The 24,497-nt window shown below is 74.1% G+C and carries 30 protein-coding genes and 1 riboswitch; of the genes, 14 read left to right on the forward strand and 16 right to left on the reverse strand.

Going from position 1 to position 24,497, the window contains the following annotated elements; translation table 11 throughout:
* Positions 1-8 precede the first annotated feature (8 nt).
* The 5 genes from Q3W71_RS09620 to Q3W71_RS09640 form a co-directional block, all read right to left on the reverse strand.
* Positions 9-923 carry a hypothetical protein gene (locus Q3W71_RS09620; protein WP_302918973.1) on the reverse strand — a complete coding sequence of 305 codons (915 nt, stop codon included), beginning with the start codon at positions 921-923 and terminating at the stop codon, positions 9-11.
* Positions 924-990: 67 nt separating this feature from the next.
* Entirely contained in the window at positions 991-1,812 is an 822-nt protein-coding gene (locus tag Q3W71_RS09625; RefSeq protein ID WP_302918974.1) for a hypothetical protein, read from the reverse strand.
* A 190-nt stretch (positions 1,813-2,002) separates the two neighbouring features.
* Positions 2,003-3,382, reverse strand: a complete 1,380-nt coding sequence (locus tag Q3W71_RS09630) for a glycine--tRNA ligase (RefSeq protein WP_302918975.1) — start codon at positions 3,380-3,382, stop codon at positions 2,003-2,005.
* Positions 3,383-3,496: 114 nt separating this feature from the next.
* Positions 3,497-4,072 carry a hypothetical protein gene (locus Q3W71_RS09635; RefSeq protein ID WP_302918976.1) on the reverse strand — a complete coding sequence of 192 codons (576 nt, stop codon included), beginning with the start codon at positions 4,070-4,072 and terminating at the stop codon, positions 3,497-3,499.
* 24 nt (positions 4,073-4,096) lie between these two features.
* Positions 4,097-4,438 (reverse strand): antibiotic biosynthesis monooxygenase, encoded by a 342-nt coding sequence (locus Q3W71_RS09640; RefSeq protein ID WP_109899743.1) that lies wholly within the window; start codon positions 4,436-4,438, stop codon positions 4,097-4,099.
* Positions 4,439-4,465: 27 nt separating this feature from the next.
* On the opposite strand from Q3W71_RS09640, the gene Q3W71_RS09645 reads away from it, so the two are divergent.
* From Q3W71_RS09645 to Q3W71_RS09680, 8 genes are all read left to right on the forward strand, one after another.
* Positions 4,466-4,723: a hypothetical protein gene (locus Q3W71_RS09645; protein WP_302918977.1), complete on the forward strand. Its 258-nt coding sequence runs from the start codon at positions 4,466-4,468 to the stop codon at positions 4,721-4,723.
* A 54-nt stretch (positions 4,724-4,777) separates the two neighbouring features.
* Positions 4,778-5,746 (forward strand): metal ABC transporter substrate-binding protein, encoded by a 969-nt coding sequence (locus Q3W71_RS09650; protein ID WP_302918978.1) that lies wholly within the window; start codon positions 4,778-4,780, stop codon positions 5,744-5,746.
* On the forward strand, positions 5,743-6,504 hold the full coding sequence (locus tag Q3W71_RS09655; protein WP_302918979.1) for a metal ABC transporter ATP-binding protein: 762 nt from the start codon (positions 5,743-5,745) through the stop codon (positions 6,502-6,504). Before Q3W71_RS09650 ends, Q3W71_RS09655 begins: the two co-directional genes overlap by 4 nt.
* A gap of 2 nt (positions 6,505-6,506) precedes the next feature.
* Entirely contained in the window at positions 6,507-7,373 is an 867-nt protein-coding gene (locus Q3W71_RS09660) for a metal ABC transporter permease (RefSeq protein ID WP_302918980.1), read from the forward strand.
* A gap of 43 nt (positions 7,374-7,416) precedes the next feature.
* Positions 7,417-7,716, forward strand: a complete 300-nt coding sequence (locus Q3W71_RS09665; protein WP_302918981.1) for a helix-turn-helix transcriptional regulator — start codon at positions 7,417-7,419, stop codon at positions 7,714-7,716.
* On the forward strand, positions 7,713-8,108 hold the full coding sequence (locus Q3W71_RS09670) for a Fur family transcriptional regulator (protein WP_302918982.1): 396 nt from the start codon (positions 7,713-7,715) through the stop codon (positions 8,106-8,108). The genes Q3W71_RS09665 and Q3W71_RS09670 overlap by 4 nt, the downstream gene beginning before the upstream one ends.
* 75 nt (positions 8,109-8,183) lie before the next feature.
* Complete coding sequence (locus Q3W71_RS09675; protein WP_302918983.1) at positions 8,184-8,789, forward strand: hypothetical protein; 606 nt, start codon at positions 8,184-8,186, stop codon at positions 8,787-8,789.
* A gap of 9 nt (positions 8,790-8,798) precedes the next feature.
* Positions 8,799-8,966 carry a hypothetical protein gene (locus tag Q3W71_RS09680; protein ID WP_302918984.1) on the forward strand — a complete coding sequence of 56 codons (168 nt, stop codon included), beginning with the start codon at positions 8,799-8,801 and terminating at the stop codon, positions 8,964-8,966.
* A 186-nt stretch (positions 8,967-9,152) separates the two neighbouring features.
* Here the strand turns inward: Q3W71_RS09680 and Q3W71_RS09685 are convergent, their stop codons facing one another.
* The 4 genes from Q3W71_RS09685 to Q3W71_RS09700 form a co-directional block, all read right to left on the reverse strand.
* On the reverse strand, positions 9,153-11,174 hold the full coding sequence (locus tag Q3W71_RS09685; protein ID WP_302918985.1) for an acyl-CoA dehydrogenase family protein: 2,022 nt from the start codon (positions 11,172-11,174) through the stop codon (positions 9,153-9,155).
* 134 nt (positions 11,175-11,308) lie between these two features.
* On the reverse strand, positions 11,309-11,809 hold the full coding sequence (locus tag Q3W71_RS09690; protein ID WP_302918986.1) for a DUF6328 family protein: 501 nt from the start codon (positions 11,807-11,809) through the stop codon (positions 11,309-11,311).
* 133 nt (positions 11,810-11,942) lie between these two features.
* On the reverse strand, positions 11,943-12,692 hold the full coding sequence (locus tag Q3W71_RS09695) for an SIS domain-containing protein (protein ID WP_302918987.1): 750 nt from the start codon (positions 12,690-12,692) through the stop codon (positions 11,943-11,945).
* A 39-nt stretch (positions 12,693-12,731) separates the two neighbouring features.
* Positions 12,732-13,565: an alpha/beta fold hydrolase gene (locus Q3W71_RS09700; RefSeq protein WP_302918988.1), complete on the reverse strand. Its 834-nt coding sequence runs from the start codon at positions 13,563-13,565 to the stop codon at positions 12,732-12,734.
* Between the two features lie 78 nt (positions 13,566-13,643).
* Positions 13,644-13,749: riboswitch (TPP riboswitch) on the forward strand.
* A 71-nt stretch (positions 13,750-13,820) separates the two neighbouring features.
* Between Q3W71_RS09700 and Q3W71_RS09705 the strand changes: the two genes are divergently transcribed.
* The 3 genes from Q3W71_RS09705 (at position 13,821) to Q3W71_RS09715 (ending at position 16,744) form a co-directional block, all read left to right on the forward strand.
* Positions 13,821-14,411, forward strand: a complete 591-nt coding sequence (locus Q3W71_RS09705; RefSeq protein ID WP_302918989.1) for an ECF transporter S component — start codon at positions 13,821-13,823, stop codon at positions 14,409-14,411.
* Positions 14,412-14,531: 120 nt separating this feature from the next.
* Positions 14,532-15,947, forward strand: a complete 1,416-nt coding sequence (locus Q3W71_RS09710; protein WP_302918990.1) for an ABC transporter ATP-binding protein — start codon at positions 14,532-14,534, stop codon at positions 15,945-15,947.
* The gene (locus tag Q3W71_RS09715) at positions 15,944-16,744 is read left to right on the forward strand and encodes an energy-coupling factor transporter transmembrane protein EcfT (protein ID WP_302918991.1); all 801 of its coding nucleotides are present in this window, start codon (positions 15,944-15,946) and stop codon (positions 16,742-16,744) included. The genes Q3W71_RS09710 and Q3W71_RS09715 overlap by 4 nt, the downstream gene beginning before the upstream one ends.
* Before the next feature lie 99 nt (positions 16,745-16,843).
* On the opposite strand, the gene Q3W71_RS09720 is transcribed toward Q3W71_RS09715, so the two are convergent.
* Positions 16,844-17,086, reverse strand: coding sequence for a hypothetical protein (locus Q3W71_RS09720; protein WP_302918992.1), 243 nt, complete (start codon positions 17,084-17,086; stop codon positions 16,844-16,846).
* A 297-nt stretch (positions 17,087-17,383) separates the two neighbouring features.
* Between Q3W71_RS09720 and Q3W71_RS09725 the strand changes: the two genes are divergently transcribed.
* Together Q3W71_RS09725 and gndA are read left to right on the forward strand one after the other, a co-directional pair.
* A complete protein-coding gene (locus Q3W71_RS09725; protein ID WP_302918993.1) occupies positions 17,384-17,680 on the forward strand; it encodes an MTH1187 family thiamine-binding protein in 297 nt (98 codons plus the stop codon).
* A gap of 135 nt (positions 17,681-17,815) precedes the next feature.
* Positions 17,816-19,261 carry an NADP-dependent phosphogluconate dehydrogenase gene (gene gndA / locus Q3W71_RS09730; protein WP_302918994.1) on the forward strand — a complete coding sequence of 482 codons (1,446 nt, stop codon included), beginning with the start codon at positions 17,816-17,818 and terminating at the stop codon, positions 19,259-19,261.
* Positions 19,262-19,338: 77 nt separating this feature from the next.
* On the opposite strand, the gene Q3W71_RS09735 is transcribed toward gndA, so the two are convergent.
* The 5 genes from Q3W71_RS09735 to recO all read right to left on the reverse strand — a co-directional run bounded on the left by Q3W71_RS09735 (position 19,339) and on the right by recO (position 22,430).
* Positions 19,339-20,100 carry a pirin-like bicupin family protein gene (locus Q3W71_RS09735; RefSeq protein ID WP_302918995.1) on the reverse strand — a complete coding sequence of 254 codons (762 nt, stop codon included), beginning with the start codon at positions 20,098-20,100 and terminating at the stop codon, positions 19,339-19,341.
* Positions 20,097-20,324: a thioredoxin reductase gene (locus Q3W71_RS09740; protein WP_302918996.1), complete on the reverse strand. Its 228-nt coding sequence runs from the start codon at positions 20,322-20,324 to the stop codon at positions 20,097-20,099. Before Q3W71_RS09740 ends, Q3W71_RS09735 begins: the two co-directional genes overlap by 4 nt.
* Before the next feature lie 231 nt (positions 20,325-20,555).
* A complete protein-coding gene (locus tag Q3W71_RS09745; RefSeq protein WP_302918997.1) occupies positions 20,556-20,741 on the reverse strand; it encodes a hypothetical protein in 186 nt (61 codons plus the stop codon).
* A gap of 70 nt (positions 20,742-20,811) precedes the next feature.
* Positions 20,812-21,612 carry an isoprenyl transferase gene (locus Q3W71_RS09750; protein ID WP_302919646.1) on the reverse strand — a complete coding sequence of 267 codons (801 nt, stop codon included), beginning with the start codon at positions 21,610-21,612 and terminating at the stop codon, positions 20,812-20,814.
* Between the two features lie 8 nt (positions 21,613-21,620).
* Entirely contained in the window at positions 21,621-22,430 is an 810-nt protein-coding gene (recO, locus tag Q3W71_RS09755; protein WP_302918998.1) for a DNA repair protein RecO, read from the reverse strand.
* A gap of 101 nt (positions 22,431-22,531) precedes the next feature.
* On the opposite strand from recO, the gene Q3W71_RS09760 reads away from it, so the two are divergent.
* Positions 22,532-23,308, forward strand: coding sequence for a DUF4097 family beta strand repeat-containing protein (locus Q3W71_RS09760; RefSeq protein ID WP_302918999.1), 777 nt, complete (start codon positions 22,532-22,534; stop codon positions 23,306-23,308).
* Here Q3W71_RS09760 and Q3W71_RS09765 read toward each other — a convergent pair.
* Positions 23,289-24,476, reverse strand: coding sequence for an acyltransferase (locus Q3W71_RS09765; protein ID WP_302919000.1), 1,188 nt, complete (start codon positions 24,474-24,476; stop codon positions 23,289-23,291). The genes Q3W71_RS09760 and Q3W71_RS09765 overlap by 20 nt on opposite strands.
* Positions 24,477-24,497 lie beyond the last annotated feature (21 nt).

Genomic DNA, 24,497 nt, shown 5'->3' on the forward strand with positions numbered 1-24,497 from the left:
TTCCGTGGTCACGCACCGGTGTGCACCGCCCGGTCACCGCGCTCGGCGGCCTCCTTGATCGCCTGGGCCCGCACGCCCCGGTTACCGTCGGCGGCGACGCGCGCTCCGGCCGTCTTGGGGCTGTTGATGACCGCCGAGTCGGGGTGGAAGACCAGCAGCCCGGTCACGTCGAGGATCAGCGCGGTGGCGCTCGCCTTCGGCACGTAGATCCCGACGACGTCCGGGTAGTAGTCACCGTTGGCGGTCTCGTACGCGCCGAGCTGGGTGATCACGCCGTTGGAGAGCAACTGCCCGGCGCTCCACCAGTTGATGGTGGAGGCGTTCGGGCGGTCGCCCCGGCCGTAGACGGTGACGAAGCCGGCCTTCTCGGTGTTGGCGACGGTGATGTTGCCCAGCATCCCGTCGGCGTACTCGGCGATGCCCTGCAGGTGTACGACCAGGAAGCTGTCGGCGACGGCCCGGCCCTGCGCGTCGATCCGGCCCGCGCCCTCGATCAGCCGGGCCCGGCCGGCGGCGCTGCGGGTGTCCAGGATGCGCGTGGGCGGCACCGGCACCAGCATGGTGGCGTTGGCCGTGCTGAACGCGGAGTAGGCGCCGTTGCCGTTGGAGACGGCGAGCGCCGTCCCTTCGGCGTAGAGGGCGCCGGTGGGCGCCGGGGACGTGTAGCTGGGCCCCTTCTCGATGTGGAGGGTCGCGCCGGTGGCGTTCCGCAGCGCCAGGGTGGCACCCCCGGCCGGGGCGGCGCTCGTCACCGTGGTCGGGCCACCCGAGTTGGGCAGGCCGATGACGACGGGATCGCCGGGGGCGGCGGAGGCCGGGGTGGCGGTCACCGCGGTCGCGGCGACCGCGGCGCCACCGGTGACTGCCGCGCGGCGCAGCAGCGTGCGCCGTGACGCGGGACGGTCAGGTTCGGTCGAGGACATCTCGTTTCCCCCGTGGGTCGGTCTGACGGTGAAGGTCGGAAGTGGGCCGGGGCGACCGGCCGGTCGACTAGGCCTGGGGCGCCAGGACCTGGCTCGGGTGGCCGACCAACAGGCTGGTCATGTCGACGATCACGTGCGTCGGCGAAGCGGTCGCCTGGATGGTGATGACGCTGCGGTAGGCCCCGGTGGCGCCCAACTCGGTGAAGAGGAAGTTGGACAGGACGGTGCCGGCGGCCGACCAGTTCACGGTGGAGGTGGCCGGCTTGGTGCCGGCGCCCCAGACGGTGAGCACGCCGGCGCCGGTCATCCCGACCACCGTGACGTTCCCCTTGAGGGCGTAGCCGTCGCGCACGTAGGAGTCGAGGGCGAGGACGATCGGAGCGCCCGGCTGGACCCGCCCGAGCGAGTCCAGCGAGCCGGAGACGATGTTGCGGCGGAGGTTGACGTCGCGGGTGTCGAGCACCCGGGTCGGCCGCACCGCGACGGACGTGGTGGCCCACTCGGTGGTCCAGGCCCAGCCGTTCGTCTCCTGCCCCGCGGTGCCGGCCCGGACGAACAGGTCGCCCTGGTTGTCGACCGCCAGGGTGCCGACCGGAGCGTCCAGCACCTGCGGGTAGATCGAGTCGCCGGGCACCAGCCGCAGCGGCGCGCCGGCGCTGTTCTTCAGCGTCAGCGTCGGGTAGGCGCCGTTCAGCGTGGTGGTGGCCGGGCCGGCGTCGTTCGTCGTACCCATGACGAGGTTGTCGCCCGGGGCGGCCTGGGCCGTGCCGGGCAGGCCGACCGCGGCGGCGACTCCCGCGCCGGCCGTAGTGGCGGCGACCGTGGCCGCCCGGCGCAGCAGCCGCCGGCGGTTCGGGTCGTGGTCGTGTTCCTGCGACGCGCGCGTCATACACACCCCCGTGACGAGATTCGACGCGGGGAATGCTCGCACGAGATCATGGGCCGCTCAACCACCGGGTGGCCGCTGACCTCGGCCGATCAGACGATTGGTCCGCATCGCCCGGAAAGTGAACGCGCCCCGGCGGCAGACGGCGGACGGCCCCGCCCCGGGATCGGGGCGGGGCCGTCGCACGGGTGGCTCAGCAGCCGGGCAAACGCTCGATCAGGTAACGCTCGACCTGGTCCAGCGAGATCCGCTCCTGGGCCATGGTGTCCCGGTTGCGCACGGTCACCGCGTTGTCGTCCAGGGTGTCGAAGTCGACGGTCACGCAGAACGGGGTGCCGATCTCGTCCTGCCGGCGGTAGCGGCGGCCGATCGCCTGCGAGTCGTCGAACTCCACCACCCAGCGCTTGCGCAGCGTGGCGGCCAGCTCCTTGGCCTTCGGGGAGAGCGCCTCGTTGCGGGACAGCGGCAGCACCGCCACCTTGACCGGGGCCAGCCGCGGGTCGAACCGCATCACGGTCCGCTTGTCCACGCCGCCCTTGGTGTTCGGCGCCTCGTCCTCGTCGTACGCCTCCAGCAGGAAGGCCAGCACCGCCCGGGTGAGGCCGGCGGCCGGCTCGATGACGTACGGCACCCAGCGCTCGCCCTTGGTCTGGTCGAAGTAGGACAGGTCGACGCCGGAGTGCTTGCTGTGCGTGGAGAGGTCGAAGTCGGTGCGGTTGGCGATGCCCTCCAGTTCGGCGAACTCGGTGCCGCCGAACTGGAAGCGGTACTCGATGTCCACCGTCCGCTTCGAGTAGTGCGAGAGCTTCTCCTTCGGGTGCTCGTAGAAGCGCAGGTTGTCCTCCGACAGGCCGAGGTCGAGGTACCAGTTCCAGCGCTCCCGCAGCCAGTACTCGTGCCACTGCTCGTCGGTGCCCGGCTCGACGAAGAACTCCATCTCCATCTGCTCGAACTCGCGGGTGCGGAAGATGAAGTTGCCCGGGGTGATCTCGTTGCGGAACGACTTGCCGGTCTGCGCGATGCCGAACGGCGGCTTCTTGCGGGCGACCGTCTCGACGTTCTTGTAGTTGACGAAGATGCCCTGGGCGGTCTCCGGGCGCAGGTAGTGCAGCCCCTCGTCGCTCTCCACCGGGCCCAGGAAGGTCTTCATCAGCCCGTTGAACATCTTCGGCTCGGTGAAGGTGCCCTTGTTGCCGCAGTTGGGGCAGTTCAGCTCGGCCAGCGAGGCCAGCGGCTTGCCGTGCTTCTCGGCGTACGCCTCCTCAAGGTGGTCGGCCCGGAACCGCTTGTGGCAGAACTGGCACTCGGTCAGCGGGTCGACGAAGGCGTCCAGGTGGCCGGAGGCGGCCCAGACGTCGCGGGCCAGGATCACCGCGGAGTCCAGGCCGACCACGTCGTCGCGCTGCTGGACCATGGTCTTCCACCACTGCCGGCGGACGTTCTCCTTGAGTTCGACGCCGAGCGGACCGTAGTCCCAGGCCGACCGGGTGCCTCCGTAGATCTCGCTGGAGGGGAAGACGAAGCCCCGGCGCTTGGCGAGGCTGACGACGGCGTCGATACGGTCGGCTGGCATGTTTCCTCCTACGCCGGCTGGCGGTCGGCGGGGACGTGATGTGGACGGAACGAACAGTTCGGGACAACGGTACGGCCAGCAGGGTCCCGAGCCCAGGAGAATACCGGGGGCGGGTCAGTTGACCCCGCACACCTCCAGGCCACCAGTCTGCTGGTCCTGCCCGAGGATCACCTGCTGGCGCTCCTGCCGGCCGCCGCTGAAGGTCACGTCGACCGGCACGGTCAGGCTGGTGGTGTCGACCTCGCCGACCCGGTAGGCGGCGACCTGCGGCTCGGCGGCCACCCGCCGCTCGAACTCCCGCCGCGACTCGCGCCGCTGGGCGTCGTCGCAGAGCTGGTCGTACGCCGCGCCGAACTTCCGCTCGACGAGCGCCTGGTAGTAGTCGGTGGAGACGGTGCGGCCCTGCTCCTCGATAGCCTGCACCCCGCTGACCGCCAGCCCGACCACCGCCGCGCCGCCACCGCCGCAGCAGATCAGCACCGCCAGCGCCCCGGCGCCGAGGCCGAGCCAGAGCCGGGTGCGCCGGCCCTCGGTCGGCGGCGCCGCGAACGGCGGGGCCACCCCGGGCCCCTGCGGCGGCGTGGGAGCGCCCGGCTCCGCCGGCGGACCGGGCACCGCGGGCGGCTGCGCACCCCCGTGGCCGGGCAGCTGCGGGTACGGCGAGGGGGCTGCCGGTCCGGGAGCGGTCATAGGAGCAGGGTAGTGCCCACCGGCTCAGCGGTAAGGACCAGCGGCCCGATCGCTCGCCGCCACCACCACCTCGCCGCCCGGTGCGGCGGTGGCCAGCGCCTCGTACGCGGACGGCTCGTCCAGGCTCTCGGCGAGCAGCGGGACGGCGGTGACCTTGACGTCGAAGCCGCCCAGGGCGCGCCGGTAGGTGCCCACCGACTCCCACTCGGTGACCAGGCACCAGTGCCGCGGGTCGTCCAGCGCCCGGACCAACTGGCCGCGCAGGTAGCCGGGTCGGGCGGCGAGCGCCGCGAGGGCGGCGTGCGCCCGCTCGGTGAACGCCTCCGCGACATCGACCTCGACCACGAACCGGTTGGTCACCAGCACCGGCCACCTCCTCGTAGAGTCTGTGGGATGCAGCGTACGCAGAGCTCCCTGCCGGGCCGACTGGCCCGGGCGAACCCGACGACGGTGTTCCTGGTCACGCTGGTGCTGGTGCTGGTGGCCTTCTTCACCCCGGGTGTGCCGGGCGGGCTGCTCACCCTGCTGCTGGCCGCCGGGCTGGCCGCGCTGCTGGTCACCACCTGGCCGGTGCAGACCCCGCAGACCCGGGTGATCCGGCTGCTGGTGCTCACCCTGCTGGTCACCGCGGGTCTGGTGAAGCTGCTCTGACATGCAATCATGCGTTTTTGACAATCATTATCGTTCGCGCGGACAGTTGACGTCATGAACATCCGCACCGCTCCGCGCGTCCTGGCCACCGCCACCGCCGCCCTGCTCGCCCTCGGCGGCGTGGCCGCCTGCTCCGACGACGGCGCGGCCGGCGCCGACCCGCAGCGGGTCGACGTGGTGGCCGCCTTCTACCCGTTGCAGTTCGTCGCCGAGCGGGTGGGCGGGGACGCGGTCACCGTCAGCAACCTGGTCAAACCGGGCGCCGAGCCGCACGACCTGGAACTCAACCCGCGCCAGGTGGGCCAGGTCACCGAGGCGGAGCTGGTGGTCTACCTCAAGGGCTTCCAGCCGGCCGTGGACGAGGCGGTCGCCCAGAACGCCGCCGACCGCTCCTTCGACGTGACCACCGTGCAGCCGCTGCTGGACGCCAGCGCCGGCGGGCACGAGCACGAGCACGAAGGCGAGGGCGAGGGCGAGGAGGCCGGGCACGCCGACGAGGCCGGCGGCAAGGACCCGCACCTCTGGCTCGACCCGACCCGGCTGGCCACCGTGGCCGACCGGCTCGCCGAGCGGTTCGGCCAGGCCGACCCGGACCGGGCCGCCGACTACACCGCCCGGGCCGCGACGCTCCGCGCCGAGCTGGAGAAGCTGGACGCCGAGTACTCCGAGGGGCTGAAGACCTGCCAGCGCCGGGAGATCGTGGTCAGCCACACCGCCTTCGGCTACCTGGCCGAGCGCTACCGGCTGGAGCAGATCGGCCTCACCGGGCTCAGCCCGGAGGTCGAGCCCGCCCCGCAGCGGCTGGCCGAGGTGGCCGAGGAGGCCCGCGAGCACGGCGCCACCACCATCTTCTTCGAGACGCTGGTCAGCCCGAAGGTGGCCGAGACCATCGCCGCCGAGGTCGGCGCCCGCACCGCCGTGCTGGACCCGCTGGAAGGCCTGTCGGCCGACAACGGCGGGGACTACCTTTCGGTGATGCGTACCAACCTGGAGACCCTCCGGACGGCGTTGAGCTGCTCGTGAGCGCACCTGTCATCTCCGTCACGCACGGGGTGGTCGGCTACGACGGCCGCCCCGTGCTGCGGGACGTCTCGCTGACCGTGACCGCCGGCGAGGTGGTCGCCGTGCTCGGCGCCAACGGCTCCGGCAAGTCCACGCTGATCCGCGCCGTACTCGGGCTGGTCCCGCTCGGCGCCGGATCGGTCACCCTCTTCGGCCGCCCGCTGCGGCGGTTCCGCCAGTGGCACCGGATCGGCTACGTCCCGCAGCGCCTCGGCGCCGGTGGCGGCGTACCGGCCACGGTGCGCGAGGTGGTGGCCTCCGGCCGGCTCGCCCGGCGCGGGGTGTTGCGCCCGCCCGGCGCTGCCGACCGGGCCGCCGTCGACGCGGCGCTGGCCGCGGTGGGGCTCGCCGACCGGGCCAGGGACCCGGTCGCCACCCTCTCCGGCGGGCAGCAGCAGCGCACCCTGATCGCCCGGGCGCTGGCCGGCCGGCCCGAGCTGCTGGTGCTCGACGAGCCCACCGCCGGCGTGGACGCGCACAGCCAGGAGGCGTTCGCCGAGGCGCTGCGCGACTTCGTCGCCGGCGGCGGGACGGTGCTGCTGGTGGCGCACGAACTCGGCCCGCTGCGCCCGTTGATCAGCCGCGCGGTCGTGGTGCACGAGGGCGGCATCTGCCACGACGGGGCGGTGCCCGAGCCGGCCGGCCACCACGCCGAGCCCGACCACGACCACGTGCATCCGCACGGTCCCGACGAGCCCGCCGGGCTCTGGAGCAGCTGACCATGGAACTCTTCCAGTACCCCTACATGCAGCGTGCCCTGATCGGCGCGCTGGTCATCGGGCTGGCCGCCCCGGCGCTCGGCATCTACCTGGTGCAGCGCCGGCTGGCGCTGATCGGCGACGGGGTGGGGCACGTGGCGCTCACCGGCGTCGGCGCCGGCCTGCTGCTCAACCGGTCCCCGGTGCTCGTCGCGGTGATCGCGGCGACCATCGGCGCGGTCACCATCGAGGTGGTCCGCTCCCGTGGGCGCACCTCCGGCGACCTGGCCCTGGCGCTGCTCTTCTACGGCGGAATCGCCGGCGGCGTGATGCTGGTCGGCCTCTCCGACAGCACCAGCGCCAACCTCAACGCCTACCTGTTCGGGTCGCTGACCACCATCTCCCCCGCCGACCTGACCACCATCGCGGTGCTGGGCGTCGCCATCCTGGTCACCATGCTGGCGCTGCGCCCAGCGCTCTTCGCGGTCAGCCACGACGAGGAGTACGCCCGGGTCTCCGGCCTGCCCGTGCGGACCCTCAACCTGCTGATCGCGGTCACCACCGCGGTGACGGTGACCATCGCCATGCGGGCGGTCGGCGTACTGCTGATCAGCGCGTTGATGGTCGTGCCGGTGGCCACGGCGCAGCAGGTCACCCGGGGCTTCCGCAGCACCATGACGGCGGCGATGGCGCTCGGCCTGTTCGCCGCCGGCGCGGGCGTCTGGGTGGCCGCCACCGCCGACACCGCCCCCGGCGCCTCGGTGGTGCTGCTGGCGATCGCCTCGTTCGCCGTGGTCGCCGGGGCCGGGGCGGCGTGGCGGGCGCTGCGCCGGCGGAGCACCCCGGCACCCGAGCCCGCCCCCGAGCCGCACGAGGTGGTGCTCCACTGAGCCGGTGCGGCACCCCGTCGGCGGGATTGGTTACCGTTATCCGGTGAGCAGCGGGTCAGGCTACGACGCGTACGAGGGCGCGAGCGAGTTGCTGCGTGCCCTGTCGGCGCCGATCCGGCTGGCCATCGTCAGCGAACTCGCCGGGGGCGAGCGCTGCGTGCACGAGCTGGTGGAGCAGCTCGGCGTCGCGCAGCCGCTGGTCTCCCAGCACCTGCGGGTGCTGCGCGGCGCGGGCGTGGTGCGCGGCTCCCGCCGGGGCCGGGAAATCGCGTACACGCTGGTGGACGAGCACGTCGCGCACATCGTGGCCGACGCGGTCAGTCACGCCGGGGAGGGATCATGAGCAGCGGCGCCGCGGTCCGCAACACCCGTCAACGCTCGGCGGTGAGCGCCCTGCTGGCCGAGGTGGAGGGCTTCCACAGCGCCCAGGACCTGCACGCCATGCTGCGCCAGCGCGGCGAGCGGGTCGGGCTGACCACTGTCTACCGGACGTTGCAGGGGCTGGCCGACGCGGGCGAGATCGACGTGATGCGGCCGCCCGGCGGCGAGCACCTCTACCGCCGGTGCAGCGAGGGGCACCACCACCACCTGGTCTGCCGGGCCTGCGGCCGGACGGTCGAGGTGGCCGGCCCGGCGGTGGAGACCTGGGCCGAGCGGGTGGCCGCCCAGCACGGCTACGCCGACGTCAGCCACACCCTGGAGATCTTCGGCACCTGCCCGGACTGCGCCCGCTGACGCCGCCGGGGCCACCCCTTCCCGGGCGGACCCGGCGGGATGCCGCCGGCGGCCGGCCGTGGCACGCTGTCCGGCGTGAAGATCTACGCTGATCGCTTTCCCACCGCCGTCCGACAGCTGATCACCGACCTGCTCGTCGTCGCCTGGGTGTACGCCGCCGTCCGCGGCGCGCTCTGGCTGCACGACCTGGTGCAGAAGCTCGCCGTACCCGGGCAGAAGCTGGAGGGGGCCGGCGGCGGGCTGGCCGACAACCTGGCCGAGGCGGGCGGCAAGGTCGGCCGGGTGCCGCTGGTCGGTGACGAACTGACCGCGCCGTTCGAGCGGGCCGCCGGGGCCGCCCGGTCGCTGGCCGAGGCCGGCCGGGACCAGCAGGAGCTGGTCGACCAGCTGGCTCTGGCCCTGGCCGTCGCGGTGCTCGTCTTCCCGCTCGGCCTGGTGCTCTTCGGCTGGCTGCCGCTGCGGGTGCGCTGGATGCGCCGCGCCGGATCCGCCGCGAAGCTGGCCGCCGCCCCGGCCGGCCGGGACCTGCTGGCCCTGCGCGCGCTGGCCACCCAACCGCTGGGCCGGCTGACCCGGATCGCGCCGGACGTGGCCGAGGCGTGGCGGCGCGGCGACGACGCCACGGTCGACGCGCTGGCCGCACTGGAACTGCGCCAACTCGGCCTGCGCGGGGGCCGCTAAGGTCGTCGGGTGTTCTACTTCCTGGTCGTCATCGCCGTCCTGCTGCTCGTCTACGCCGCCGTCCTGGTCAACTTCGTCCGCAAGGGTCGCAAGATCCCGCCGCAGGCGTACCTGGGGCTGGCCGCGCTGAACGGACTGATCCTCGCGGCGGTCCTGGCCTGGGCCATCGCCCGCTGACCCCGGCAGCCGGCTGAGGCGGCGCCGGCACGCCCCGGCGCCGGACAGCCGAACACGCGCCTCGGCGCGGAAGGCCGAGCACCCGCCCCGGCGCGGACAACCGAGGCACCCGGCGCGGACGGCCGAGGCCCGCGCCTCGACGCGGGCGGCCGGGGCGCGGGCTGGGGCGGGGCGGTCAGCCGACGGTCAGCGCGGTGGCGGTACCCGGCGGCGGACGTCGGTGGCGGTGGACGGGCCGGGCGACCAGCGGGCCACCCAGGGCAGGTCGTCGGCCGGGGTGATGACGCCGGACTCCAGGTCGGTGTAGCGCCCGTCGAGGATCCGCTTCGCGGCGGCCGTGTCGACCGAGTCGGTGTTGTCCCACAGCGCGGTGAAGAGCGCGTCGACCCGGACCCGGGCCTGCCGGCAGAACAGGTCGGCCAACTCCACGTTCTCCGGCCGGCTGTCCCGCTCGGCGTACGCCCGGACGCAGACCGCGGACATCGCGAACAGTTCGGCGCCGATGTCCACCACGCGGCCGAGGAACGCCTGCTTGCGTTCCATCCGCCCCTGCCAGCGGGACATCGCGTAGAACGTCGAGCGGGCCAGTTTGCGGGAGTAGCGCTCCACCTGCCGCAGGTGCCTGGCGAGCGGCCCGAACTCGGCGTACGCGCCGGGGGTCTGGCCCCGGCCGACGGCGAGGGTGGGCAGCCACTTCGCGTAGAAGGCACCGGCCCGGGCACCGGCCCGCGCCTTGCGGCCGAGCCCGGCGTCCGGGTCGATGATGTCCCCGGCGACGGAGAGGTGCGCGTCGACCGCCTCCCGGGCGATCAGCAGGTGCATGATCTCGGTCGAGCCCTCGAAGATCCGGTTGATCCGCAGGTCGCGCAGCAGTTGCTCGACCGCGGCCGGGCGCTCGCCCCGGGCCGCCAGCGACTCGGCCGTCTCGTAGCCGCGACCACCCCGGATCTGGATCAGGTCGTCGGCGATCCGCCAGGCCATCTCGCTGGCGTAGAGCTTGACCAGCGCCGCCTCGATCCGGATGTCGTTGCGGTCGTCGTCGGCCAGCAGGCAGCACAGGTCGAGCATCGTCTCCATGCCGTACGTGGTGGCGGCGATGAAGGAGAGCTTCTGGGCGACCGCCTCGTGCTCACCGACCGGCCGGCCCCACTGCACCCGCTCGGCGGCCCAGCCCCGGGCCACGTGCAGCGCCCACTTGCCGGCCCCGACGCACATCGCCGGCAGCGACAGCCGGCCGGTGTTGAGGGTGGTCAGGGCGATCTTCAGCCCCTTGCCCTCGCCGCCGATCACGTTCTCCTTGGGCACGAAGACGTCGTGGAACCGGGTGACGCTGTTCTCCAGGCCGCGCAGGCCGAGGAAGGCGTTGCGCCGTTCGATGGTGATGCCCTCGCTGTCGCCCTCGACCACGAAGGCGGTGATGCCGCCGCGGCGCCCCTCGGCGGCCGGCACCCGGGCCATCACCACGAGCAGGGTGGCGACGGTGCCGTTGGTGGCCCACAGCTTGACGCCGTTGAGCCGGTAGCCGGTGCCGTCCTCGGTCGGCTCGGCGGTGGTGGCCAGCCGGGCCGGGTCGGAGCCGACGTCCGGCTCGGTGAGCAGGAACGCGGAGACCTCGCCGGCGGCCAGCCGGGGCAGGAAGCGCTGCTTCTGCTCGTCGGTGCCGAACATCTTCAGCGGCTGCGGCACCCCGATGGACTGGTGCGCCGAGAGCAGCGCGCCGATCGCCGGGCTCACCGAGCCGGCCAGCATCAGGGCGCGGCAGTAGTGCAGGTTGCTCAGCCCCAGCCCGCCGTACTTCCGGTCGATCTTCATGCCGAACGCGCCGAGCCGGGCCAGGCCGTGGAAGACCTCGTCGGGAATGGACGCGTCGCGCTCGATCGCGGCGCCGTCCACCTCGGTGGTGAGGAACCCGCGGAGCCGGCCGAGGAACTCCTCGGCCCGCTCGGCGTCGGCCGGGTCCGAGCGGGGCCAGGGGTTGATCAGGTCGAGCCGGAACCGGCCGAGGAAGAGTTCCTTGCCGAAGCTGGGACGGTCCCAGGTGGACTCCCGGGCGGCCTCGGCGACCTGACGAGCCTCCTTTTCGGAGACCTGACCCGCCTCGATCGGCAGTGGCCCGGCGACGCCGGGTGTGGTCACGCCGTCGGCGGGGGTGGGCTGGTCGGGGCCGGCGCCGTCGGGCGCGGATCGGCTGTTCTGCGTCGTGGTCACGGTTGCCCCCTCGAACCTCGGTCCGGCTGCGTCAACGTGCTCGACACACGCAACGCTACCCCCGGGTGTTACCCAGGGGTAGCGTTACGTAAAGATCGAGTTTTCTCGACGCGGTCGGTGCCGAGCCACCCGGCTCAGTCGCCGGGGATGCTCCGCGGGTCGTCCTCCTCGTCGTCGATGTCTTCGCCCCAGTTGCGCCGGGCGAACGGCAGGATCACCCAGAAGGTGAGGAACCACAGGCCGGTGACGCCGCTGAGCACCAGGGCGATGCTCCGGTCCAGCACGAAGTCGGTGATCAGCAGCACCGCGCTGACCATCGAGATCAGCATGAAGGCGAGGCCGGCACTGGCCATCCGGTGGGCGAACCGGACCAGCTCCGGCTTGCGCCCCTGGCGGAACAGCGCCCGGTGGAACGCCACCGGCGAGATGATCATCGCGGTCGCGGCCGCCGCCGCCAGCAGCGAGACGATGTAGACGTCCTTCTGGAAGCCGCTGGTGCTGGTGAAACCGTTGCTGAACGGCAGGGTGAGCAGGAAGGCGAAGAGGATCTGCACACCGGTCTGGGCGACCCGCAACTCCTGGAGCAGGTCGGCGAAGTTGCGCTGCCAGCGCTGCCGCTCGGTTTCCTTCGACACGGGGGCCACCTCCGGTGAGACGCTACTGCCGGCGGGGTCCAGCCCGCCGGCAGCAACGCTGATGCCCCACCGCACGCGTCACGAAACCGGCTCACAACCGGCGCCGCACGGCACCGCGCCGGGGCCTCCCGGCTCACGCCCCGCGGCGGATCCGGCCGGCGTACCGGGCCTCCAGCTCGTGGTTGTGCTCGTCGCCGCCGGCGATGTTGGCCGACAGGTAGACCGGCGGGCGCTCCCCCGCCGCCAGCAGCCGGGCCACCACCTCGACGGTGATCTGCTGGGCCAGCAGCGCGGCGGTGATCGACGAGACCGCACCGACCGCGCCGCCGCCGGGCAGCGGCAGGGTGGCGTCGCCGTACGGGGCGCCGTTGTCCAGCACCACGTCGGCGAAGTCGGCGAGCTTGCGCCCCGACGGGTGCCGCGAGGTCATCTGCGCGGAGTGCTGGGCCGAGGTGATCGCCACCAGGGCGTGCCCCTTCTCCTTCACCAGGGACGCGAACTCCACCATCGCCCCGTTGACCCCCGAGTTGGAGGCCAGCACGAAGACGTCCCCGGGGCGGACCGGGGCGAGGTCGTAGAGCTTGTGCGCCACCGACGGGTCCCGCTCCAGGGTCGGGCCAAGCAGGTCGACCGGCTCGCCGCCGAGCAGCACCAGGTCCCGCAGGGCGATCCGGTTGGTCGGCACCAGCCCGCCGGCCCGCCCGGCGATCTCCATCGCCAGCGCCTCCGAGTGCCCGGTGCCGAAGGCGTGCACCACACCGTCCGCGCGCACCGCCCCGGCGATCAGGTCGGCCGCCCGACCGACCGCCTCGCGCTGGCTGGCGGCGACCCGGCCCATCGTCTCGGTCACCACTGCCAGGTAGTCCTCGGCACTCACCGTCATGCTTCCTCCGTCCATCGCTGCCTGCACCTCGCGTCGGCGTCAGGCCAGTCCGCGTACCCGGGCCAGGATCGCCTCGGCCAGCGGCGCCGGCGCCTCGTCCGGGATCCAGTGGCTCACCCCGGGCAGTTCCACGAAGCGGTAGTCCCCGGTCACCCGCGCGGCGCACGCCTCGGCGGCGGTCCGGCCGATCGCCACGTCCTGGTCGCTCCAGACGAACGTGGTCGGCACGGTCACCGGGCCGGTGGCGGCCAGCTCCGACCGCGACGGCATCGCCCGGTACCAGTTCAGCGCCGCGGTGAGCGCGCCCGGCTCGCGCATCGGCTCGGCGTACGCCGCCACCCGGTCGGCGTCGCCGACCCCGCCGAGCATCCGGCGCAGCGCCGTGGCGTTCAACCCGAGCAGCACCTTCTCCGCCTTGCCGGGCTGCCGGAACAGCACGATGTACGCCGAGCGCACCTTCTGCTGCGGGTCGTTGGCCAGCGCGTACGCCATGGCGGCCGGGTGCGGCACGGAGACCGCGGTCAGCGTGCGTACCCGCTCCGGGTGCCGGACGGCCAGTTCCCAGCCGACCAGCGCGCCCCAGTCGTGGCCGACCACGTGCGCGGTCGGCGCGCCGAGGGCGTCCAGCACGGCCAGCGCGTCGGCGACCAGCTCCGCCATCCGGTACGCCTCGACCGCCTCCGGCCGCGCGCCGGGCGAGTAACCGCGCTGGTCCGGCGCGTACGTGCGCAGCCCGGCGGCGTGCAGCGCGGGGACCACGTCGTCCCACTCCCCGCCGTGCTGCGGGAAGCCGTGCAGCAGGAGCACGGGCTCGCCGTCCTCCGGACCGCCGGCGCGTACCTCGAACCGCAACTGCCGGGCGTCGATGCGCATGATCGGCAGCCTACCCAGGCCGGCGCGGGCGACTCGTCCCGGCGCTGCCGGCGGTGCTAGCGTCTGCCGGGACAACTTCACATCCGACAGGGGAGCGCACAGCGCTGAGAGTGCGGGCACCACCCGCAGACCCTCGAACCTGATCTGGGTAATGCCAGCGCAGGGAGTTCGGTCGACCTCCAGCCGCGCCGCCGTCCGGGACACCGGGCGCGGCGTGCGTCTTCTCCTGGTTCGCACTCAGGACTGGGAGCACTCATGACTCACCCCACCAGCAACCGGTGGCGCACCATCGACATCGTCGTGGCCGCGGTGATCGCGGTCGCCTTCGGCGTCATCTTCTGGGCCTGGGGCCTGCTCTGGCGGGCCGTCGACCCGGCGTTCGCGTTCTTCCCGGCCGGCCAGGCGGTCATGTACGGCGTCTGGCTGGTGCCGGCGGTGCTCGGCGGCCTGGTCATCCGCAAGCCCGGCGCGGCGCTGTTCTGCGAGGCGGTCGCCGCGACGATCTCCGCACTGCTCGGCTCCGAGTGGGGCGGCATCACCATCGTCCAGGGCCTGATCCAGGGCCTCGGCGCCGAGCTGGCCTTCGCCGTCTTCCGGTACCGCTCGTTCCGGCTGCCGACCGCGCTGCTCGCCGGCGCGCTGACCGGCCTCGGCGCGGCGCTGTTCGACTTCTTCGTCTGGAACGTCGACTACGCGCTGGGCAGCTACCGGATCCCGTACGCGCTGCTGACCGTGGTCAGCGCCGCGGTCGTCGCCGGCGCCGGCGGCTGGTACCTCACCCGCGCCCTGGCCGGCACCGGCGCCCTGGACCGCTTCCCCGCCGCCCGCGACCGCACCCCGGTCTGACCCGCCCACCATGCACCCCCACCCCCGCCCCACCGCGTCGATCACGAAGTTGTTGCCCTCCGCAGCGGCCTGTCGTGGTGGCAACTTCATGGTCAACCCTGGCCGGGCGGGGGTGGGGGTGTGAGTTCCGTGCTGGTGCGGGGGTTCGGGTGGCGGCACGCCGGGCGGCGGGCGTGGGCGGTGCGGGGGGTGGACCTGCGGGTGGAGAGCGGGGAGCGGGTGCTGCTGCTCGGGCCCTCGGGGGCCGGCAAGAGCACGCTGCTCGCCGCGCTGGCCGGCCTGCTGCCCGAGGACTCCGGTGAGCAGGAGGGCACCGTCGAGATCGACGGGCTCGACCCGCGCAAGGGCCGGGAACGGGTCGGCATCGTCTTCCAGGACCCGGAGAGCCAACTGGTGATGGCCCGCAGCGGCGACGACGTCGCGTTCGGGCTGGAGAACCGGGGGGTGCCCGCCGGGGAGATCTGGCCCCGGGTGGACGAGGCGCTGCGCCGGGTCGGCTTCCCGTACCACCGGGACCGGCCCACCGCCGCGCTCTCCGGCGGCGAGCAGCAGCGCCTCGCCCTGGCCGGGGTGCTCGCCCTGCGCCCCGGCCTGCTGCTGCTCGACGAACCCACCGCCAACCTCGACCCGGCCGGCGCCGCGCTGGTCCGCGACGCGGTCGCCGGGGCGGTGGACGCCGACACCACGCTGATCCTGGTCGAGCACCGGGTCGCCGACGCGCTGCCGCTGGTCGACCGGGTGGTGGTGCTGGAACCCGGCGGCGGCGTCCGAGCCGACGGCACCCCGGAGGCGGTGTTCGGCGCGCACGGCGACGCGCTCGCCGCCGAGGGGGTCTGGGTGCCGGGCCGTCCGGTGCCGCCGCGCCGCGCCACCGCGCCGGCCGGCGACCCGCTGCTCGCCGCCGACCGGCTCGGCCTGCCGCCCCGGCTGGCCCCCACCGACCTGGCGGTACGCGCCGGCGAGGCGCTCGCCGTGCTCGGCCCGAACGGGGCCGGCAAGTCGACCCTGGCCCTGCTGCTCGGCGGGCTGCTCCGGCCCGGCGCCGGCACGGTGGCCGCGAGCCCGGCGCTGGCCGGCCCGGACGCCCGCACTCCCCCGCACCGGTGGCGGGCCCCGGCGCTGGCCCGCCGGATCGGCTCGGTCTTCCAGGATCCCGAGCACCAGTTCGTCACCGGCACGGTCTTCGACGAGCTGGCGCTGGGTCCGCGCCGCACCGGCTCGCCCGAGCCGGCGGTACGCGCCACCGTGGACGCGCTGCTCGCCCGGCTGCGGCTGGAGCGGCTGGCCGGCGCCAACCCGTACACCCTCTCCGGCGGCGAGGCGCGGCGGCTGAGCGTGGCGACCGCGCTGGCCACCGCGCCCCGGCTGCTGATCTGCGACGAACCCACCTTCGGCCAGGACCGGCGGACCTGGCTGGAGCTGGTGGACCTCTTCGCCGAGCTGCGTGAGGCCGGGCACGGCGTGGTCACGGTGACCCACGACCCGGAGTTCGTCGCCGCGCTGGCCGACCGCACCCTCACCGTGAGCCGTCCGTGATCACGCTGGAGCCGGTCGCCGCGCCGGACGCCCCGCTGGCCCGGCGCAACCCGGTGGCCAAGCTGGCCGCGGCGCTGGTCTTCTCGTTCATCATGATCGCCACCCTGGACCCGGTGGCGCCGGCCATCGCGGTCGCCGCCGAACTGGCCGTGCTGCCGCTGTTCGGGGTCCGGTTCCGGGTGCTGGCCCGGCGGGCCTGGCCGCTGCTGCTCGGTGCGGTGGGCATCCTGGTCACCCTGGTGCTCTTCGCCGCCGAGCGGTCCGGCCGGGTGCTGGTGGAGGCCGGTCCCGCGGTGGTCACCTCCGGGGTGCTGCTCACCGCGCTCGGCCTGGTGCTGCGGATGTTCGCGGTGGCGCTGCCCGGCGTGATCGTCTTCGCCACCACCGACCCGACCGACCTGGCCGACGCGCTGATCCAGAACGCGAAGGCGCCGGCCCGGTTCGCCATCGGGGCGCTGGCCGCGTTCCGGCTGGTGCCGCTGCTCGGCCAGGAGTGGCAGATGATCAGCCTGGCCCGGCGGGCGCGCGGGGTGGACGCCGGACGCAACCCGCTGGCGAGGCTGCGGCTCTTCGTCTCGACCGCTTTCGCGCTGCTGGTCGGGGCGATCCGGCGGGGCACCCGGCTGGCGGTGGCGATGGACGCCCGGGGCTTCGACGCGGACACGCCGCGCACGGTCGCCCGGCGGCAGCGGTTCGGCGCCGCCGACGTGCTGCTGATCGCCGGGGCGGCGGCGGTGGCCGGCGCGGCCCTGACGGTCAGCGTGCTGCTCGGCACCTTCCGCCCGCTGATCGGCTGACCGGCCGCGCCGGGTGGAAGGGTCACCGCCGGTGGGTGGCGGTACCGGGTGGAGGGGCCACTGCCGGCGGGGCAGCGGCACCTCCACCCGGGGTGCCGGTCAGCTGCGCCGGAAGGCGTACCGGCGGGTCTGCCCGGCTCGCTGGCCGCGACCGGCGGCCTTGCCGCCGCCGAGGACCGGCGGACCGGCCTTCGGGGCGGTGGGCCGGGTGGCCGGCAGCACCGGACCGGCCGGCGACACCGGCGCGATCGCCACCTGGTCGAGGTTGACCGGCGTCAGGTCCGCGACCGACGGCGTGGGCAGGGCGCTGCGGGACTTCTTCGGATTGCGCTTGGCGGGCATCCGGTGCCTCCTTGTCTGCGGACCGTTCCGGCCGGCGCTGGGCGCGGGCGACGGGACGACCCGGCTCGTCAGGTGACCGTCGGGCGACGGTCGTACGGATTCGGGACTGCTCGCCGGGACCGACCACGGAGGACACCACCGCCGACGCGGCGGGTGGGGAATGCGGACGCCCGGGAGCACGCGGACCCGCGGCACAGGGCGGCGGGCCGGCTCGGAGGTGGGGCGTCACTTGCGCATGGGAACACAGTAGCCCCCCACCCCGACCCGCGCAGCCGAATTACTGGCACCATCGGCGGCATGCTGATCGCGTTCTCCGTCACCCCGCTCGGCGTCGGCGAGTCCGTGGGCGACCTGGTCGCCGAGGCGGTCCGGGTGGTCCGGGAGTCCGGCCTGCCGAACCGCACCGACGCCATGTTCACCACCGTCGAGGGCGAGTGGGACGAGGTGATGGCGGTGGTGAAGCGGGCCGTGGACACGGTGGCCGCCCAGGCGCCCCGGGTCAGCGTGGTGCTCAAGGCCGACATCCGGCCCGGCGTGACCGACGCGCTCACCGCCAAGGTGGCGCACGTCGAGGCCCGCCTCGCCGAGGGCTGAACCGGCCCCGCGTCGCCCCGCTCCAGACCGACCGGCCGCGACGTCGCGGTCACCCGCTGTCGATGTCCGGCGCGCCGGCCGTCCGGGCCGCGATACGGTCGCAGCGGCAGGTTCCACGGCGGAAGGTGACGACGGATGGCCGAGCAGGCGACGGCGCAGATCGGGGTGACCGGGCTGGCGGTGATGGGCCGGAACCTGGCCCGCAACCTGGCCCGCAACGGCTTCACCGTGGCGGTGCACAACCGCTCGCCGGAGCGCACCCGCAGCCTGGTCGCCGAGCACGGCGACGAGGGCAGGTTCGTGCCGGCCGAGTCGATGGCCGATTTCGTCGCCGCGCTGGAGCGGCCCCGTGCGGTGATCGTCATGGTCAAGGCCGGCGGCCCCACCGACGCGGTGATCGACGAGCTGGTCCCGCTGCTGGACGCCGGCGACATCATCGTGGACTGCGGCAACGCGCACTTCGCCGACACCCGGCGCCGGGAGGAGGCGTTGCGCGGCCACGGGCTGCACTTCGTCGGCACCGGGGTCTCCGGCGGCGAGGAGGGCGCGCTGCGCGGGCCGAGCATCATGCCCGGCGGTTCCGCCGAGTCCTACCGCAAGCTCGGGCCGATCTTCGAGAAGATCGCGGCCCAGGTGGACGGGGTGCCGTGCTGCCGGCACATCGGCCCGGACGGCGCCGGGCACTTCGTGAAGATGGTGCACAACGGCATCGAGTACGCCGACATGCAGCTCATCGCCGAGGCGTACGACCTGTTGCGGGCCGGGCTGGGCGCGAAGCCGGCGGAGCTCGCGGAGATCTTCCGCGACTGGAACGCCGGCGAGCTGGAGTCCTTCCTCATCGAGATCACCGCCGACGTGCTGGCGCACCGGGACGCGGCCACCGGGCGGGCGTTCGTCGACGTCGTGCTGGACCAGGCCGAGCAGAAGGGCACCGGCCGGTGGACCGTGCAGAGCGCCCTCGACCTGGGCATCCCGATCACCGGCATCGCCGAGGCGACCTTCGCCCGGTCGCTGTCCGGGCACGCCGACCAGCGGGCGGCGGCCCGCCGGGCGTTCCCGGCCGCGGGCGACAAGACGTGGCAGGTCACCGACCGGGACGCGTTCGTCGAGGACGTCCGGCGGGCGCTGCTGGCCAGCAAGATCGTCGCGTACGCGCAGGGGTTCGACCAGATCCGCGCCGGCAGCCGGGAGTACGACTGGGACATCGACCTGGGCGGCACCGCGACCATCTGGCGGGGCGGCTGCATCATCCGGGCCCGCTTCCTGGACCGCATCCGGCAGGCGTACGACGAGCAGCCGGACCTGCCCACGCTGCTGGTCGCACCCTGGTTCGCGGACACCGTCAACGACGGCGTGCCGAGCTGGCGGCGGGTGGTGGCCGAGTCGGCCCGGGCCGGGGTGCCGGCGCCGGCGTTCGCCTCCTCGCTGGCGTACTTCGACGCGCTGCGCGCCGAGCGGCTGCCCGCCGCGCTGATCCAGGGGCTGCGGGACAACTTCGGCGCGCACACCTACCACCGCGTCGACCGCGACGGCACCTTCCACACCCGCTGGGCCAGCGACCGCACCGAACTGGAGGCCTGACCCGATCCGTGATCGCCCGGGTTCACCGCCGCGTCACGGGGGCCGAGGGTGCGGGATCGCGGGCCAGGCGGGTGGGGTCAGGCGATGGTGGCGTGCATCTCCCAGACCAGGATCTCGGCGGGGTCGGTGGCGGTGACCCGCTGGCCGCCGGTGGCGGTGAGGCGGGCGGCGTCGCCGGTGCCGAGCGGGCCGCTGCCCTCCAGGGTCACCGCGCCGACCGGCACGTAGAGGTGCACGAAGGGCGCGTCCGGCAGGACCACCTCGTCGCCGGGCTGGAGTCGGGCGGCGTGCAGGGTGGCGTACCGGTTGCGGATGCGGATCGCCGACGCCCCGTCGTACCGGTCCATGCCGGAGGCCACCGGCACCAGGCCGCCGCGCAGCAACTGGTCGTCGATCTCCAGCTGCTCGTAGCCGGGATCGACGCCCTCGGTGTCGGGCAGCACCCACATCTGTACGAAGTGGACCGGGTCGGTGTGCGGGTCCCGGCCGTCGAGCCGCCAGGCGTCGTTCTTCTCCGAGTGCAGGATCCCGGTGCCGGCGCTCATCCGCTGGGCCAGCCCGGGATAGATCACCCCGGAGTGCCCGGTGGAGTCCTGGTGCACCAGTGACCCGCGCAGCACCCAGGTGACGATCTCCATGTCCTCGTGCGGGTGGGTCTCGAAGCCGGCGCCCGGCCGCACCACGTCGTCGTTGTTGACCAGCAGCAGGCCGTGGTGGGTGTTGGCCGGGTCGTAGTGCCGGGAGAACGAGAAGGAGTGCTTCGAGTCGAGCCAGGAGATCCGGGTGGCGAAGCGGTCGTCGGCCCGGCGGACGTCCACCCCCGGGACGGGGAGTGTCACCAGGCACGCTGCCCGGTGTCGGTGGGCGCGGGGGCCCAGGTCAGGGCCGGCTCCCCGGTGGCCAGTTCGGCGATCTCCCCCGACCGCAGCCGGGGCGTGTGGCCGAACTCGGCGCAGTGCTGCTCGGCGATCTCGGCGCAGATCTCGGCCACCTGCTCGCAGATCGGGTCGCCGAGGTCGGCGGCGTTCAGCGCCATGATCATCTTGTACCGGAGATCCCGCATCCCCACCCCCGAGGCTCGACGCGGTCGGGGCCTGCCCCTGCCCCGCCCCCGATCCTAGGCACCGCCACCCCCGCCCACGCCGGAAACCACGAACCCCGACCCGGGGGTCGAGCGGGCGGTTGCGGTGGGCGAGCCACCCGGTCGGGTGACCGTCGCGGGACACCGGGAACCGCCCGATCGCCGCCGGGTCGGGGCGGCGGGCGACGCCGCCGGAGGCGGGCGCCGGACGGGTCAGAAGAAGCGGCGACGCTTGGCCTTCTGCGGGCGGAGCAGGTCGGCGCCCTTGGTGAGCATGCGGGTGACCCCGGACGGGCCGCGCCGGGCCTCCAGCGTGTGGCTCAGCCGGCGCACGCCGGCCGCCGCGAGCGGCACCGCGATCGCCATCACCGCCCACTGGGCAATGCGCTTCTGGATCATGTGGGTTCACCTCCGTCAGTGACTGCTGACCGGATTGATACCCGGCGTGACGGGCGGGTAAGCCTGCGCCTCAGGTGGTCGGTGCGACCGGGTTGGGCAGCGCGCCGCCGAAGCGCCGGTCGCGCTGCGCGTACAGCTCGCAGGCGTACCACAGGTGCCGGCGGTCGAAGTCCGGCCAGAGCGTGTCGAGGAAGACCAGCTCGGCGTACGCGGTCTGCCAGAGCAGGTAGTTGGAGATCCGCTGCTCGCCGGAGGGGCGGAGGAAGAGGTCCACCTCGGGGACCTCGGGGTGGTAGAGGTACTTCGCCACCGTCTTCTCGGTGACCTTCGACGGGTCGAGCCGGCCCGCCGCGGCGTCCCGGGCGATCGCGGCGGCGGCGTCGGCGATCTCGGCCTGCCCGCCGTAGTTGACGCAGAACTGGAGAGTCAGCGTGGAGTTGCCGCGGGACATCTCCTCGGCGGTCTGCAACTCGGAGATCACGCTCTTCCACAGCCGGCCGGCCCGGCCGGACCAGACCACCCGGACGCCCAGGTCGACCAGCTGGTCGCGGCGGCGGCGGATGACGTCCCGGTTGAAGCCCATCAGGAAGCGGACCTCCTCCGGCGAGCGCCGCCAGTTCTCGGTGGAGAAGGCGTACGCCGACAGGTAGGGGATGCCCAGCTCGATGGCGCCCTCGATGGTGTCGAAGAGGGAGAACTCGCCCGCCTCGTGGCCCTTGGTGCGGGGCAGCCCGCGCTCCTTGGCCCACCGGCCGTTGCCGTCCATCACCACGGCGACGTGCCGGGGCACCGCCTCCCGGGGCAGCGCCGGCGGCCGCGCGCCGGACGGGTGCGGTGTCGGCGGCACCGGCTCGCGCCGGCCGGCCCTCATGGATCGGATCACTCGCTCTTCTCCCTGCTCGCGCCTTCCGCGCCGGGCGCCGGGGCGCCCCGGTCGACCAGCGGCAGCGAGCGTAGCGCGCGCTCCAGGTGCCACTGCAGGTGCGCCGCGACCAGACCGCTGCACTCCCGGCGTACACCGGCCTCGGTGGCGTCGGCGACCCGCCAGTCGCCGCTGGTCAGCGCGGACATCAGGTCGATGGTGGCCGGGGCGGGGTGGGCGGCGCCGGGGGGCCGGCAGTCCGGGCAGACCGCTCCCCCGGCCGGCACCGAGAAGGCCCGGTGCCGCCCCGGGGTGCCGCAGACCGCGCAGGCGGTCAGCGCCGGCGCCCAGCCGGCCAGCGCCATCCCGCGCAGCAGGTAGGCGTCGAGCACCAGGGTGGTGGCGTGGCTGCCGTCGGCGAGCGCGCGCAGCGCGCCGAGGGTGAGCTGGAACAGCCGCAGCGAGGGCTCCCGCTCCACCGGGGTGAGCCGCTCGGCCGTCTCGGCGATCGCGCTGGCCGCCGTGTAGCGCGGGTAGTCGCCCAGGAACCGCTTGCCGTAGAGGTCGATCCCCTCGACCTGGCTCACGGTGTGCAGCGAACTGCCCTGGTTGCCCTTCGGGTCGCCGGCGAGCTGGAGGTCGACGTGCCCGAACGGCTCCAGCCGGGCGCCGAACTTGCTGGTGGTGCGCCGGATGCCGCGGGCGACCGCGCGCAGCCGGCCGTGCCGGCGGGTGAGCAGGGTGATGATCCGGTCGGACTCGCCGAGCTTCTGTACGCGCAGGACCACCGCGTCGTCGCGGTAGAGCTGTCGGCGGTACCCGGCCATCGGGTCATTCTCCCTCGGGGTGGGAAATCAGGGTCGGTTCGGGGTGCGCGGCCGGCCGTCCCGGATGTGTGGCACCGGGTATCCGCCGTAGCGTGCTCGCCATGGCCCTGCACCGAACCACCGCCGCTGTCGCCGCGGCCGCCACCCTCATCGTCCTCGCCGGGTGCGACAACCTCTCCTTCCGGCGCCTCGACTACGACAACACCGAGGCGGCGCGGATCACCACCATCCGGGTGCTGCCCGGCTCCGGCGACGTGGTGGTCCGGGCCAGCGGCCCGGCCGGCGAGGTACGGATCAAGCGGGTGGTGCGCTACCAGGGCGGCCAGCCCGACGCCCGGTACGAGATCAAGGGCGCCGAGCTGGTGCTGGACGCCGACTGCGGAAACCGGTGCAGCGTCTCCTACGAGGTCACCGCCCCGGAGGGGGTCGCGGTCCAGGGCGAGACCGGCTCCGGCGACGTCGAGCTGAGCCGGGTCGGCCCGGTGGAGTTCCGGCTCGGCTCGGGCAACATCCGGGTCAGCGGCGCCAGCGGTCCGGTACGCGCCGAGACCGGCTCGGGCAACATCGACATCGCCGACGTGGCGGCCCCGACCACCCTGCGCGCCTCCTCGGGTGACATCACCGCCAGCCGGCTCGGTGGCGAGGTCGACGCCGAGGCCAGCTCCGGCAACGTCACCGTGGAGCTGCGCACCGCGGCCTCGGCCCGCGTGCACGCCTCCAGCGGCGACGTCACCCTGGTGGTGCCCCCGGGCCCCTACCGGGTCCGCTCCCAGGCCGACTCGGGCGACGTGCAGGTCGCCGTACCCGACGACCCGGCCGCGCGACTGGTCATCGACGTGGGCACCGGCAGCGGCAACGTCACGGTCGCCCAGCGCTGAGCTCGACGGTCTCGACCTCGCCGCCGCGCGGCACCGGTACCGGGGCCCGGCCGCTGACCGGCACGGGCAGGTGCGCGGCGCCGGCGGGCGGCGGGCTGGACGGCACCGGCTCGCCGGGCGCCCCGCCGACGCGCGCACCGGGGCGGGCCGGGCGGGGCGGGGCGGGGCGGCGGCCGCCGGGGACCAGTTCCGGCCGGCGGCCGGCCGCCACGTCCTCCACCCAGCCGACCAGCGCGGTCACCACCGCTACCAGCGCGAAGACCAGCGCGACCCGGATGGCCAGGCCGAGCGGGTCCTGGTGTGACCAGCCGACCACGTCGACCAGCGGGGTGAGCGCGACCACGAACGGCATGTGCCACAGGTAGACGGTCAACGCCCGCCGGTTGAACACGGTCACCAGCCGGTCGAACCGGGGGAACCGGCCCAGCCAGGCCGCGCCGGCCGGCGCCCGGCCCAGCAGGACGAGCACGAAGGCGGCCGACCAGAGGGCGTTGCCGAGGTGGTTGTCGTTGAGGTCGAAACCCCGCGGGCCCGGGTGGGTGACGATCCAGGCGCCGCCGGCCGCGGCGAGGGCCAGGGCGACCGGCAGCAGCACCCGGTTGGCAAGCCGGCGCAGCATCCCGGCCTGGTGGGCGAAGCCGAGCAGCCAGGCGCCGAAGTAGAGGCCGAACTCGCGCAACACCACCGGCGCCGTCGGGTAGAGGCCGAACTCCGCCGCGGCGAGCAGGGCGTACGGGGCGAGCAGGGTGGGCACCGGGGCGCGCCGGAACAGCCAGAGCGCGACCGGCGAGGCGAGCACGAACCAGAGGTAGTCGCGCAGGTACCAGATCACGCTCAGCGCCAGGGCGCCCCAGTCGTTGGCCGGCGGGTCGGCGACCGGGAAGAGCCAGAGCAGCACCTTCGGGCTCAGCGGCATCCCGGTGAGCAGCATCGCCGGTACGAAGACAGCGGCCACCACCCAGAGCGACGGCAGCAGGCGGCGCAGCCGGCGGACGACGGCGGACGGACCCCAGCGGTGCAGCGAGGCGGCCATCAGCGAACCGGCGAGCGCGAACATCACCGACATCGCCGGGAAGACCAGGGTCAGGGTGGCCCAGCCGGTGACGTGGTAGACGACGACTCGAACGATGGCCAGGAAGCGGAGCAGGTCCAGGTATCGGTTTCGCATCAGCCTGCAGGGGTCCGGGGG

Origin of the sequence: Micromonospora sp. C28SCA-DRY-2, from assembly GCF_030519475.1 — a bacterium.
Classification (GTDB): Bacteria; Actinomycetota; Actinomycetes; order Mycobacteriales; family Micromonosporaceae; genus Micromonospora.